This window comes from Prescottella sp. R16, from assembly GCF_030656875.1.
Classification (GTDB): Bacteria; Actinomycetota; Actinomycetes; order Mycobacteriales; family Mycobacteriaceae; genus Prescottella.
Genome location: NZ_CP130943.1, coordinates 2,493,241 through 2,506,532 on the forward strand (window position 1 = coordinate 2,493,241; position 13,292 = coordinate 2,506,532).

General features: G+C 67.4%; 11 protein-coding genes. 2 read left to right on the top strand and 9 right to left on the bottom strand.

Translation table 11 applies throughout. The features are described from left to right. Positions 1-714: a methyltransferase domain-containing protein gene (locus Q5696_RS11700; protein ID WP_305091529.1), complete on the top strand. Its 714-nt coding sequence runs from the start codon at positions 1-3 to the stop codon at positions 712-714. A gap of 742 nt (positions 715-1,456) precedes the next feature. Here Q5696_RS11700 and Q5696_RS21475 read toward each other — a convergent pair. From Q5696_RS21475 to infC, 8 genes are all read right to left on the bottom strand, one after another. Then, complete coding sequence (locus Q5696_RS21475; protein WP_370654774.1) at positions 1,457-1,978, bottom strand: isochorismatase family protein; 522 nt, start codon at positions 1,976-1,978, stop codon at positions 1,457-1,459. A 73-nt stretch (positions 1,979-2,051) separates the two neighbouring features. Continuing rightward, positions 2,052-2,966: a homoserine O-acetyltransferase MetA gene (gene metA / locus Q5696_RS11705; RefSeq protein ID WP_305091530.1), complete on the bottom strand. Its 915-nt coding sequence runs from the start codon at positions 2,964-2,966 to the stop codon at positions 2,052-2,054. A gap of 286 nt (positions 2,967-3,252) precedes the next feature. Continuing rightward, positions 3,253-5,742 (bottom strand): phenylalanine--tRNA ligase subunit beta, encoded by a 2,490-nt coding sequence (pheT, locus tag Q5696_RS11710; RefSeq protein ID WP_305091531.1) that lies wholly within the window; start codon positions 5,740-5,742, stop codon positions 3,253-3,255. 40 nt (positions 5,743-5,782) lie between these two features. Beyond that, a complete protein-coding gene (gene pheS, locus Q5696_RS11715) occupies positions 5,783-6,853 on the bottom strand; it encodes a phenylalanine--tRNA ligase subunit alpha (RefSeq protein WP_305091532.1) in 1,071 nt (356 codons plus the stop codon). A gap of 118 nt (positions 6,854-6,971) precedes the next feature. After that, a complete protein-coding gene (locus Q5696_RS11720; protein WP_305091533.1) occupies positions 6,972-7,772 on the bottom strand; it encodes a TrmH family RNA methyltransferase in 801 nt (266 codons plus the stop codon). Between the two features lie 23 nt (positions 7,773-7,795). Next, entirely contained in the window at positions 7,796-8,185 is a 390-nt protein-coding gene (rplT, locus tag Q5696_RS11725; RefSeq protein WP_305091534.1) for a 50S ribosomal protein L20, read from the bottom strand. A gap of 64 nt (positions 8,186-8,249) precedes the next feature. Further along, positions 8,250-8,444: a 50S ribosomal protein L35 gene (rpmI, locus tag Q5696_RS11730; RefSeq protein WP_031938928.1), complete on the bottom strand. Its 195-nt coding sequence runs from the start codon at positions 8,442-8,444 to the stop codon at positions 8,250-8,252. Positions 8,445-8,499: 55 nt separating this feature from the next. Next, the gene (infC, locus tag Q5696_RS11735; protein WP_305095253.1) at positions 8,500-9,099 is read right to left on the bottom strand and encodes a translation initiation factor IF-3; all 600 of its coding nucleotides are present in this window, start codon (positions 9,097-9,099) and stop codon (positions 8,500-8,502) included. Between the two features lie 401 nt (positions 9,100-9,500). On the opposite strand from infC, the gene Q5696_RS11740 reads away from it, so the two are divergent. Further along, a complete protein-coding gene (locus Q5696_RS11740) occupies positions 9,501-9,854 on the top strand; it encodes a DUF1844 domain-containing protein (protein ID WP_305091535.1) in 354 nt (117 codons plus the stop codon). 335 nt (positions 9,855-10,189) lie between these two features. Here the strand turns inward: Q5696_RS11740 and uvrA are convergent, their stop codons facing one another. Further along, a complete protein-coding gene (gene uvrA, locus Q5696_RS11745) occupies positions 10,190-13,147 on the bottom strand; it encodes an excinuclease ABC subunit UvrA (protein WP_305091536.1) in 2,958 nt (985 codons plus the stop codon). Positions 13,148-13,292 lie beyond the last annotated feature (145 nt).

Sequence of the window (13,292 nt, forward strand, 5' to 3'; positions counted from 1 at the left end):
ATGACCCGCGACGGCGACCAGTCCCCCACGGTTGGGATCGGCGAAATGCTGATCAGTTCCCGTTCACTCGACGAGTACAGGGCGATGTTCAATCTCACCGAGCACGACCTGTCTCGGAAGATCCTGGATTGCCCCGGCGGCGCAGCAGGTTTCACCGGTGCTGTGAACCGCCTTGGCGGTGACGTGACGGCATGTGACACAGCCTATTTCGACAGGACGGCCGAGCAGTTGGCCGGCATTGTGGCAGCCGAAACCAGCCGGGGGAACCGCTACGTCCGTGCCCACCTGGAGCACTACGAATGGACCTTCTTCGCGGACCCCGACGAGCATCTTCGCCTCCGCCAGCACGCGGTCGAGGAGTTCGCCACAGACATCACTCGGAACCCGCACCACTACGTGGCCGGGCGGTTACCTGCCTTGCCGTTCCCAGATGCCAGCTTCGATCTGGTACTCAGCTCCCACCTGCTGTTCAGCTATTCCGATCGTCTCGATCCGACCTTCCACCTCGAAGCGATCACCGAACTCATGCGCGTCTCTCGCAGCGAGTTGCGGATCTTCCCTCTGGTGGATTCCGGATCCTCGATTCGTTACCCGCACCTGGACACACTGCTCACCGATCTTCGGGACCGTGGCATCACGGGTGACGTCGTCGAAGTCGAGTACCGCTTTCAAAGAGGTGCCCAGCACATGCTGGTCTGCCACCACATCACCTAGCAGGCAGCACGAACCGCTGTCGAGGGAAAGGCCTGATCAGCGGATCAACGCACTGCCAGCAATTCTCAGACATTCCCTAGGTGTACCTAGCAGGACGACCTCCACAACCACCGGCCCGCGATCGTCCGCTCGATGGGAATCTGAACCGGCCCATGTCAGGTCACGCTATCCCCCTGAAGCATGACCGAGGTGGAGTGTTGTTCCCCGCTCCATCTCGGTACGCCTGACCCGATATCCGATTGGACAGTGCTTGATGTGGCCGGATGTCGGTAGCGGTGGACCTCCATAGCGAGAGGCGTTGCCGCCACTGATGATGCCGCGGTAGAAGTGCTCGTATTTCAAAGTGCCGAAGAACCGTTCGATCACACTGTCAGTCTGCGGCAACCAGCCCCGATGCGGACGTGGCGTAACAGCGGGTCGTCGCCGGTGAACGGTCCAGCGAAGGTGCCGCGCTGGAAGAATCGGATCAAGGACTACGAGTCCGATGGGCACGACGCGCAACAGTTGCGTGAGATCGCCGGGCTGTCCCGATCTGCGATGTACGCGACGCTATGCGCGGCCGGGACGAGCAGGCGCAAGGCGACGTCCCGTAGGCCACCTCGAACGTCGGCGAACGCCGCGGGCTCACGGAAAACCGTAGTCGAGGCCGGCGAGTAGCGTCCGCCTGCAGATGCCTGTCACATGGTCGGGGTCGTGAAATCGCCTGCGGGGATGGCGTGCCCGGCGGATCGTGCGACCTGGGTCAGTGCGAGTTCGTGCAGGTGGCGTTGTAGTCGGCGACAGCATCGGATACGACGAAGAACTGGATGTCTCTCGCCAAGGCATCGAAGCTTGTCGCGGCGACCCCCTGGGACGCGAATACGCCGCAGACAGCAAGCTGGTCCTGCCTCGACGCCGCAGTTTCACCTCGAGGTCGGTGGGTAGAACGCGCTGAGAGATCGTTTGTGGACACAGGGAACAGCCGGGGCGTCCATGCCGCGCAAGCAGGACTGTTCGACCTCGGCCGCATCCAGCCCCCCGACCCCACAGCAAACCTCCGAGCCCGCGCTGCCGCACCGTCGTGGCCGGGCGTGGTGCCGACGCGATGACCGGGACGTCGTGACCGAATGCCCAATCCACCACGGCTTGGCACCGATCGACTCCCGCCATTCGAGTCTCGGCAGCGAGCACGCTCACGTAGTACGGGAGTAGGTCGTGCACCAATACCGCGCAGCGACCCTGCTCGACCTGCCACCCCAGCCCGCCTCGAACATCGTCGGCTCATACGGATCGACCTCGGCTGTGAACGTGACCACGCCGACGATCCTGTCGAACCCCCATCGGCCCGACTCAGCCGGTCAGACCTCGCCTGGAATGAACGGTGTCTCCTGGTAGACGCAGTAGTTCAGCCAGTTGGAGTACAGCAGGTGCCCGTGGCCGCGCCATCGGTTGAGCGGGGTGGCGGTGGGATCGTCGCCGGGGAAGTAGTGCGCCGGCGCTGAGATCGGGAGTCCTTGCTCGCTGTCGCGGCGGTATTCGCGTGCCAGGGTGTCCGCATCGTATTCCGGGTGACCGGTCACGAAGACCTGGCGGCCGTCCGCGGTGGCGGCCAGATAGACCCCGGCCTCCTCGCTCACCGCCAACACGTCGACCTCACCGGTGGCCTCGATGTCGGCGGCGTGGACATCGGTGTGCCGTGAGTGCGGCGCCAGGAACTCGTCGTCGAACCCGGTGACGATCGGCGACCGCACGCCAGTGAGCCGGTGGGAGAACACACCGGAGATTTTCTGTGGGACTTCGTGTTTGCGGACACCGTAGTGGTGATAGAGGGCCGCCTGCGCACCCCAGCAGACGTGCAGAGTCGACTGCACCGCGCTACGGGACCAGTCCAGGATCTTGGTCATCTCCGGCCAGTAGTCGACGTCCTCGAAGTCGAGTTTCTCGATCGGTGCCCCGGTGATGATGAGGCCGTCGAAGTGCATGTGGGCCACGTCGTCGAAAGTCGAGTAGAACGATTCGAGATGCTCCGCAGAGGTGGTGCGCGAGACGTGGCTGGCCATGTGCAGCAGGGTGATCTCGATCTGCAGCGGATTGTTGCTGAGCAACCGCAGCAACTGTGTCTCGGTGCTGACCTTCAACGGCATCAGATTCAAGATGGCGATCCGCATAGGGCGAATATCCTGATGTCCGGCACGCTCGTCGGACATGACAAAGATTCGCTCCGCTTCCAGGATGGCCCTGGCGGGAAGATCGTGCGGCATAGTGACAGGCATCGTCCAGTAGCTTAGTCCGTTCGCGGCGATGGATGGTCAGGGCACCGTCCAGGCCCCGGCGCCCGGGACCATTGCCAGGGGCACGTAACCGGGAGTCACGGGCGGCGGCGTGACGGTGGCGCCGACGACGAACACTCGCCGTAGCTGTCGTTTCATCAGTGGACTCCCTGATCGGTAGCCCCATCCTGCTCCACGCTCGCAGGCACCGGCAGCCGATTCCCGCTCCCCCACATCAAAGAGCCTCCGGACCGTTACGGTCCGGAGGCTCTTGTCCATCGATGTGCGTCTATCCGCGCAGCACTGCTCCGACGGCTTCGGTGGCGGCGGCGACGGCGGCGTCACGGGCGACGCTGGCCTCGTCCTCGGTGAGGGTGCGGTCGGTGCCGCGGAACCGCAACGCGAACGCGAGCGACTTGCGTCCCTCGCCGACCTGTTCGCCCTCGAACACGTCGAACAGGCGAATGTCCTCGAGCAGGTCACCGCCGCCGGTGCGGAGCGCGGCTTCGACGTCGGCCGCCGGGACGGTGGCGTCGACGACCACGGCGACGTCCTGCAGGACCGCCGGGAACGGCGAGATCCGCGGCGCCGGAAGCACCTCGGTGACCGGCAGGGCGTCGAGGTCGATCTCGACGGCACACGTGCGTGCCGGGAGACCGGCCCGCTCGAGCACCGCCGGATGCAGCTCACCGGCGTGACCGACGACAGTGCCGTCGAACACGACCTCGGCGCAACGGCCCGGATGCCACGGAAGGTACTGCGCGGCGCGCAGCTCCACCGTCACCCCGGCCGCGTCGGCGATCGTCCGAACGGCCTCGAACGCGTCGGACGCGTCGGCGGCGCGACCGGTACCCCACGGCCCCGACGGTTCCCGCAGACCCGACAGCACCACCGCAACGTGCAGCGGCTGCGCCGGCAGCGACGCCAGCAGCTGGGCGATCTGCTCGTCGGTGGGCCGACGGTCCACCGGCAGCGCGGCAACCGGCTTCGTGTCGGCGCCGGGCTGCACGATCTGCGCGACACCGTACAGCGCCAGGTCCCGCTGGCCGCGGGACACGTTGCGTGCCAGCACTTCCAGCATGCCGGGCAGCAGCGTCGTCCCCAGTTCGGGACGATCCGCCTCGAGCGGGTTGAGGACCTTGGTGGTGTTGCGGCGCGGGTCGTCGGCGTCCAGGCCCCACACGTCGAACACGGCGTGCGGCAGGAACACCGGCGGCAGCACCTCGACGTGCCCGGTCGCGGCGAGCATCCGACCGACGGCGCGGCGACGACGCTGCTGCGGGGTGAGACCACGTCCGGCGGGGGCGTGCGGCAGCACCGACGGGATCTGCTCGAGACCTTCGAGGCGCAGCACCTCCTCGACCAGGTCGGCGGGCTGCGTGAGATCGGGGCGCCACGACGGCGGCGTCACGACGAGCTGGCCGTGGCCGGTGTCGCTGACACCGACCTCGACGGTGCAGCCGATCTGTGTCAGCCGGCGGGCGGCGGTGCCGTTCGGGTAGGCCACGCCCGCAACCCGATCCGGCAGGTCGATGTCCATGCTGATCGGGGTCGACGGCGCGACGCCACCGACGTCGGTGAGGACCGGTTCGACCGTGCCGCCCGCGATCTCCGCGAGCAGCGCCGCGGCCCGCTCGAGTGCCGGCAGTGCGACGGCCGGGTCGACGACCCGCTCGTAACGCTTGCTGGCCTCGCTGATCAGCTTGTGTCGTCGCGACGTCTTGAACACGGCCAGCGGATCCCATGTGGCGGCCTCGAGCAGGATCTCGGTGGTGCCGGCACCGACCTCGGTGGATGCGCCGCCCATGACACCGGCCAGCGACACCACACCGGAGTCGTCGGCGATGACGACGTCCTCCGGGTCGAGGGTGCGTTCCACCTCGTCGAGGGTGGTGAGGGTCTCCCCCGCCTTCGCGCGACGCACCACGAGGCCGCCCCGGACCTTCGCGGCGTCGAACGCGTGCAACGGCTGCCCGAGCTCGAGCATCACGTAGTTGGTGACGTCGACGGCCGGTGAGATCGGACGCACACCCGACAGCAGCAGCCGACGCTGCAGCCACCACGGGCTCACCGCGGCCGGGTCGATGCCGGTGATCTTCCGGGCCGTGAACCGGGTGGCCTTCGATTCGGGTTCGAGCTGCACGGGCCACGCCTCGCCGCCGTCGGCGGGCAGCGCCGCCACGTCGGCAGGGTCGGCGAACGGCAGGTCGAAGCCGCACGCCAGCTCACGGGTGAGGCCGCGGACCGAGAAGCAGTAGCCGCGGTCCGGGGTGATGTTCAGTTCGATGACGGTGTCGCCCAGGCCCAGCAGCTCGTTGGCGTCGGTGCCCGGCTCCGCGGTGCCCGGCTCGAGCACCAGGATGCCCGAGTGGTCCTTGCCGATGCCCAGTTCGGACGCCGAGCACATCATGCCGTTCGACACCTTGCCGTACGTCTTGCGGGACGCGATCGCGAACCCGCCCGGCAGCACCGCGCCCGGCAGGGCCGCCACGACCAGGTCGCCCTCGGCGAAGTTCCGGGCACCGCACACGATCTCCTGCAGGGCGTCGCCGCCGACGTCGACCTTGCAGAACCGGATCGGCTTCTTGAACTCGGTGAGTTCCTCGATCTCGGCGACCCGGGCGACGACCAGCGGACCGGTCACCGGCTCGAGCGGATCGACCTCCTCGACCTCGAGGCCGACGCGGACGAACCCCGCGTCGAGTTCCTCGGCCGTCACATCCCAGTCGGGCGTCGCCCGCTGCAGGATCTCCGTCAGCCACGATTGCGCTACTCGCACGTCTACTCAGCTCTCTCGTTCTCGTCGATCGTCGCGGCGATCAGGCCTGGACACCGAAGGGCTGCGTGAACCGCACGTCGCCCTCGACGATGTCGCGCATGTCCGGGATTCCGTTGCGGAACTGCAGCGTCCGCTCGAGCCCCATGCCGAACGCGAAGCCCGAGTACTCGTCGGGGTCGATTCCGGATGCGCGCAGCACGTGCGGGTTGACCATGCCGCAGCCGCCCCACTCGACCCAGCCGGCGCCGCCCTTCTTGTTCGGGAACCACACATCCACCTCGGCGGACGGCTCGGTGAACGGGAAGTAGTTGGGGCGCATACGCGTTCGCGTGTCGGGACCGAACAGGGCGCGGGCGAACGCGTCGAGCGTGCCGCGCAGGTGCGCCATCGTCAGCCCCTTGTCGATCGCCAGACCCTCGACCTGGGAGAACACCGGGGTGTGGGTGGCGTCGAGTTCGTCGGTCCGGAACGTGCGGCCCGGGCACACCACGTAGATCGGGATGTCCCGCGACAGCATCGTGCGCACCTGCACCGGGGAGGTGTGGGTGCGCAGCACCTGCCGCGACCCCTCGGGCGCGATGTGGAACGTGTCCTGCATGGTGCGGGCCGGATGGTCCGGCAGGAAGTTCAGGGCGTCGAAGTTGAAGTGCTCCGTCTCCACCTCGGGTCCCTCGGCGACCTCCCAGCCCATGCCGACGAACACGTCCGCGATCTGCTCGGAGATGATCGTGATCGGATGACGGGCCCCGGCGGGACGACGGCCCGACGGCAACGTCACGTCGATCGCCTCCGCGACCAGCACCGCGGCGTCCCGCTCGGCGAGCAGCACCTCCCGGCGCGCATCGAATGCGGCGACGACCCGGGTCCGGGCCACGTTGACCCGCTTGCCCGCATCGGCGCGGTCCGTCTTCGGCAGCGCGCCCAGGCCGCGCTTCGCGAGCGCGATGGGCGCCTTGTCGCCGAGATGCTCGATCTTGGCCTGCGCGAGCGCGTCCAGGTCCGCTGCCGCCGCGAACGCCTTCTCCGCGGCGTCGGCCGCAGCCGTCAACGCCTCGTCGGTGAGCGCATTCGCATCGACAGTCGGCGGTCCGCCGCCCTCATTCTTCGCCACGACCGGTGCAACTCCTTCTTACGTCCGACACTGTCCGTCGCTGTCCATCCGCACGCGGGGAACGACACTCGAATCCTAGGGGATGCGCCGCCGACGGCTCGACCGAGTTCGGGGACGGTCAGCTGCCGCGATGTTGGACGCGTGCGCTGGCGTACAGGCAGATCGACGCCGCCGTCGCGAGATTGAGGCTTTCGGCGCGCCCCCGGATCGGAATCCGTACCCGGTGATCGGCGCGCGCCGCCACCGCGGGATCCAAGCCGTGGGCCTCGTTGCCGAACAGCCACGCGGTCGGCTGCGCCAGCAGCTCGTCGGCGTCGTCGAGACTGACCTCACCGTCCGCGGCCGTCGCGAGAATGCGGATCCCGGCGGCGGTGAGCGTGTCCAGAACGGCATCGGTGTCGCGTTCCCGCACGATCGGCAGATGGAACAGGCTGCCTGCCGACGCACGCACGCACTTACCGTTGTGCGGGTCGACGCTGTCACCGGCGAGGATCGCCGCGTCCGCACCGACGGCATCGGCGACCCGGACGACGGTGCCGGCGTTCCCGGGCTCGGCGATCGACACCGGGACCGCCAGCAGGCGCGTCTCGGGGGTGACCGCGCGAGAAAGCGGTACGTCCAGCAGGTCACACACCGCCACCACACCGGGCGGCGTGACGGTGTCGCTCAGCGCAGCCATCGCCCGATCCGTAACCAGCGATGTGCGGATCCCGGCGGCGGCCGCGACCTCGAGCAGGCCCCGGAACCGGTCACCGGCCGCCTCGGTGAAGAACACCTCGTGCACGGCGGCCGTCGTCAGCGCCTCGGTGACCGAGTTCTCCCCTTCGGCGAGGAAACGCCCCGTCTTCCTGCGCTCTGCGCCGCGCAGGAGCTTGACAGCAGAAACGACCCGCGGAGTCCGTTCGGTGAACGGGTCCACGGGTCGATTCCGGAACTGCTGACTCAGGCCGCTTCTCCGGCCGGAGCGTTGACATCGGCAGGCAGCGCAGCCTTCGCGACAGCGACCAGACCGGTGAACGCGGCGGCGTCCGAGACGGCCAGCTCGGCGAGGATCTTGCGGTCGACCTCGACACCCGCAGCCTTCAGGCCCTGGATGAAGCGGTTGTAGGTGATGTCGTTGGCGCGGGCCGCAGCGTTGATACGTGCGATCCACAGCTTCCGGAAGTCACCCTTGCGCTGGCGACGGTCCCGGTAGGCGTAGGTCATCGAGTGGAGCTGCTGCTCCTTGGCCTTGCGGTACAGGCGCGAACGCTGTCCGCGGTAGCCCTTCGATGCCTCGAGAATCGAACGACGCTTCTTCTGGGCGTTGACGGCCCTCTTTACGCGTGCCACTGCAAAATCCTGTCAATCTGTCGGGACGCTCACGCGTCCCGTGTGGTCAAGTAGGGGGAAAGTCTCAGATGCCGAGCAGACGCTTGATGCGCGGGGCATCCGCGTCGGCGACGACGGCCTTGCCGTCGAGACGACGGGTCACGCGCGAGCTCTTGTGCTCGAGCAGGTGGCGACGTCCGGCCTTCTGGCGCAGGATCTTTCCGCTACCGGACACCTTGAATCGCTTCGCGGTGCCACTGTGGGTCTTCGACTTGGGCATGGAGTCCTCAGTTCTTCTGTAATGCGTACTTCGGTCTTGCGCGAAGTGGTTCGTGTCAGGCGCTCGGCGCCGTACCCGCTTCACCGGTGGCCGGCTTCGGCTGCGCAGCCTGCGTATCTTCCTGGGCCTTCGCGCGCGTCTTCGCACCCTTGTGGGGGGCGAGCACCATCGTCATATTGCGGCCGTCCTGCTTCGCGGAGGTCTCCACGAAGCCGAGTTCCGCCACATCGGCGCCGAGGCGCTGCAACAGACGGAATCCGAGCTCCGGGCGGGACTGCTCGCGACCACGGAACATGATCGTGACCTTGACCTTGGACCCGGCCTCAAGGAAGCGAACGACGTTGCGCTTCTTGGTCTCGTAGTCGTGGTCGTCGATCTTCGGCCGGAGCTTCTGCTCCTTGATCACGGTCTGCTGCTGGTTCTTCCGTGACTCTCGCGCCTTCTGCGCCGTCTCGTACTTGAACTTGCCGTAGTCCATGATCTTGCAGACCGGCGGACGGGCATCGGGAGCCACCTCGACCAGGTCCAGATCGGCTTCGAGTGCGACGCGAAGCGCATCCTCGACACGCACGATCCCAACCTGCTCGCCACCGGGTCCGATGAGGCGAACCTCGGGGACGCGGATGCGCTCGTTGATGCGGGTCTCAGTGCTGATGGGGCCTCCTAGGTAGTGCGGTGCAGTCTGTGTGACCGCGCCGCAGCCCGTGCGCCCTGCCTCCTCAACAAGAAAGCCCCGCGTCGGTGAGAAACTCGCCGTGCGGGGCCCGATGTCGACCGGTGCGACGACGACCCGAATTTTCGGACGCCGTCCCCTCGATAATCGAGGGAGCCGCTCCCGGAGGGTCCTCGACGGAGCCTCCCGAGCGGCGACCGGACCACTGAACTGCACCGAAAGTGCCGCGCAGAGGTGGGAGTCGGACTCCACTTTGCTGCCCTGGCCGAAACCTAGGGCGGTCGTGGCGAAAAGCTTAGCATCTCCCGGCCCGTCGATCGAATCGTGCCCGCTCACACCACCCGACCTCTCCACCGGAGGTGCGCGATGGAATCCTGGACGGCATGACGCAGAACCCCGATCCGGACGATCTCACCGACGTGCGCGACCTCGCCGACGTCCCCGCCATCGAGGTGATCAGCCGCGCCGCCGTGATGCTGATGAGCTCGGCGGCAGAGAAGCTGGGCCTGTCCGATCCCGACCCGGTCAACAGCCCCCACCTCGACCTCGACGAGGCACGACGTCTCATCACCGCGCTCGCCGGCCTGGTCACGGCGTCGGTCGAATATCTCGGACCTCACGCCGGCCCGATCCGGGAGGGCCTCCAGGCGCTGCAGCGGGCGTTCCGCGAGTCGTCGGCCCATCCGGACGAACCGGGCAAGGGGCCGGGCGAGAAGTACACCGGCCCCGTCTACTGAGCCGACACGCCCGAAAAACGGCGTGCGCGAAAACCGTCCGTTACCACCGTTCCGTTGTGTAGCGTCCCCCTCGCACGGCGCAAGCCGCGCAATCCCCACCACGGGTCCCGCTCGGCGGGACCGCAACTGAAGGAGTAACGAATGGGTTCTCTCGGCGACATCCTCGGCGACTTCGACATCAAGGCTCTCCTGGAGAAGCTGCTCGGCGCCGGCTCTGCCACGCAGCAGCAGCCGGGCCAGGGCCAGGAGACCCCGGCCTGATCGCCTGACACAGGCTTGAACGGCGGTGAGCGACTTCGGTCGCTCACCGCCGTTTCCTTTGTTCCGGGCCCCGGCTATCCGACCGCGGCAGCCTTGCGGACCCGCTTCTTCGGGGCAGCCTCGGCCGCGCCCTTCCCGTTCTTCCCGTTGCCCGTCACGGCCACCGAGGCCGGCGATGCCGCGAGGGCTTCCTTCAGGAAGCGTCCCGTGTAGCTTTCCGGGACGGCCGCGACATCCTCCGGGGTGCCCTGCGCGACGACTGTGCCGCCGCCGGAACCGCCCTCGGGTCCCATGTCGATGACCCAGTCGGACGTCTTGATGACGTCGAGGTTGTGCTCGATGACGATGACCGTGTTGCCCTTGTCGACCAGGCCACCGACGACCTTGAGCAGCTTCCGGATGTCCTCGAAGTGCAGACCCGTGGTGGGCTCGTCCAGGACGTACACGGTGCGGCCGGTGGACCGCTTCTGCAGTTCCGCCGCGAGCTTGACGCGTTGCGCCTCACCACCGGACAGGGTCGGGGCCGGCTGCCCGAGACGCACGTAGCCGAGTCCGACCTCGACGAGGGTCTTCAGGTACCGGTGGATGGAGGTGACCGGTTCGAAGAACTCGGCGGCCTCCTCGATCGGCATGTCGAGGACCTCCGCGATGGTCTTGCCCTTGTAGTGCACCTCGAGGGTTTCCCGGTTGTAGCGGGCACCGTGACACACCTCGCACGGCACGTACACGTCCGGCAGGAAGTTCATCTCGATCTTCAGGGTGCCGTCGCCGGAACAGGCCTCGCAGCGGCCGCCCTTGACGTTGAACGAGAACCGGCCGGGCTGATAGCCGCGCACCTTCGCCTCGGTGGTCGCGGCGAACAGGGTGCGGATCTTGTCGAACACACCGGTGTAGGTCGCCGGGTTGGAGCGTGGTGTCCGACCGATCGGCGACTGGTCCACCTGCACGAGCTTGTCGAGCTGGTCGAGGCCGTTGATGCGGGTGTGCCGGCCGGGCACCTGGCGGGCGCCGTTGAGCTTGTTCGCCATCACCGTCGCCATGATGTCGTTGACGAGGGTCGACTTACCCGATCCCGACACACCGGTGACCGAGGTCAGAACCCCGAGTGGGAACGCGACGTCGATGCCCTGCAGGTTGTTCTCGCGGGCCCCGACGACCGTGACCTGCCGCTTGCGGTCGACAGCACGGCGCTGCGCAGGCACCTCGATGACGGAGCGACCCGACAGGTAGGCGCCGGTGAGCGATTCGGGGTTGGTGAGGAGTTGTTCGTACGGTCCGCTGTGCACCACGCGGCCTCCGTGCTCGCCCGCGAGCGGGCCGATGTCGACCACCCAGTCCGAGGTGCGGATGGTGTCCTCGTCGTGCTCGACGACGATGAGTGTGTTCCCGAGGTCGCGGAGTCGCGTGAGGGTTTCGATGAGGCGGCGGTTGTCGCGCTGGTGCAGGCCGATGGACGGCTCGTCGAGCACGTACAGCACACCGACAAGACCCGAGCCGATCTGCGTGGCGAGCCGGATGCGCTGCGCCTCACCGCCGGACAGGGTGCCGGCGGCACGCGCGAGCGACAGGTAGTCGAGTCCGACGTCGAGCAGGAATCCGAGCCGCGCCTGCACCTCCTTGAGTACCTGCCCGGCGATCGCCTCCTCGCGGGCTCCCAGGGTGAGGCTGTTCAGGAACGCCGAGCAGTCGGCGATGGACAGTTCGCACACCTGGGCGATCGACTTGCGTCCGAACTCGCCGGACGAGATCGTCACCGACAGGATCTCCGGACGCAGCCGTGTCCCGTTGCACGCGGGACACGGGATGTCGCGCATGTAGCCGTCGTAGCGTTCCTTCATCTGCTCCGACTCGGTCTGTTCGAGCCGCCGGTGCAGGAACGGCATGACGCCTTCGAACTCGGCGTAGTAGGAACGGGTACGCCCGTACCGGTTCTTGTACTTGACGTGGACCTGTTCGGTACTGCCCTCGAGGATTGCCTTGCGAGCCTTGGCGGGCAGCTTGTTCCACGGGGTGTCCATGTCGAAGCCCATGATGTCGCCGAGCCCGGACAGCAACCGTCCGAAGTATTCGGAGCTCTGCCCCATCGACCACGGAGCGATCGCGCCGCCCTGCAAGGTGAGTTCGGGGTCCGGTACGACGAGGTCCGGATCGACTTCCTTGCGGATGCCCAGGCCCGTGCATTCGGGGCACGCGCCGTACGGCGAGTTGAACGAGAACGACCGGGGTTCGAGGTCGTCGATCGCGAGCGGATGCCCGTTGGGGCAGGCGAGTTTCTCGGAGAAGCGGCGCTCCCGGTCGGGTGCGTTCTCGTCGCGGTCGACGAAGTCGAGGACGACGATGCCCTCGGCGAGCCGCAGCGCGGTCTCGATCGAATCGGTGAGCCGCTGTTTGGCGGACGCCTTGACGGTGAGACGGTCGACGACCACCTCGATGTCGTGTTTCTCCTGCTTCTTCAGCTTCGGGGGGTCGGTGAGCGGGTATACGACGCCGTCGACTCGGACGCGGGAGTAGCCCTGGGTGTTGAGTTGTTCGAAGAGGTCGACGAACTCGCCCTTGCGGGTGCGGACGACGGGAGCGAGCACCTGGAACTTGGTGCCCTGCTCCATCTCGAGAACCTGGTCGACGATCTGCTGCGGCGTCTGCCGGGCGATCGGTTCGCTGCAGACGGGGCAGTGCGCGCTGCCCGCCCGCGCATACAGCAGCCGCAGGTAGTCGTACACCTCGGTGATGGTGCCGACGGTCGAGCGCGGGTTCCGGTTGGTGGACTTCTGGTCGATCGACACCGCCGGGGACAGGCCCTCGATGAAGTCGACGTCCGGCTTGTCCATCTGCCCGAGGAACTGGCGCGCGTACGCGGACAACGATTCGACGTACCGTCGCTGTCCTTCCGCGAAGATCGTGTCGAACGCGAGGCTGGACTTTCCGGACCCGGACAGTCCGGTGAACACGATCAGGCTGTCCCGGGGCAGATCCAGATCGATTCCTCGCAGGTTGTGCTCCCGTGCACCTTGCACGATCAGGCGGTCCGCCACACGTAGTCCCTTCTCGGTTCTGCCCTCGGTCCGACACCGGCCGGTGTCCGGCGCGCCGCGGACAGGAGTCCGGGCCCGATCCATGGTAGGCGTGGGGTCCGACAAACACGCCGACCAGCAGTTTCCGCCGACGGTCGGCCGCTGT

Bases quoted from the DNA above. Each gene is read 5' to 3' on its own strand.
- Q5696_RS21475 (WP_370654774.1), bottom strand. From the start codon at position 1,978: ATGAGCCGACGATGTTCGAGGCGGGCTGGGGTGGCAGGTCGAGCAGGG.
- rpmI (WP_031938928.1), bottom strand. From the start codon at position 8,444: ATGCCCAAGTCGAAGACCCACAGTGGCACCGCGAAGCGATTCAAGGTG.
- Q5696_RS11740 (WP_305091535.1), top strand. From the start codon at position 9,501: ATGACGCAGAACCCCGATCCGGACGATCTCACCGACGTGCGCGACCTC.
- Q5696_RS11700 (WP_305091529.1), top strand. From the start codon at position 1: ATGACCCGCGACGGCGACCAGTCCCCCACGGTTGGGATCGGCGAAATG.
- metA (WP_305091530.1), bottom strand. From the start codon at position 2,966: ATGCCTGTCACTATGCCGCACGATCTTCCCGCCAGGGCCATCCTGGAA.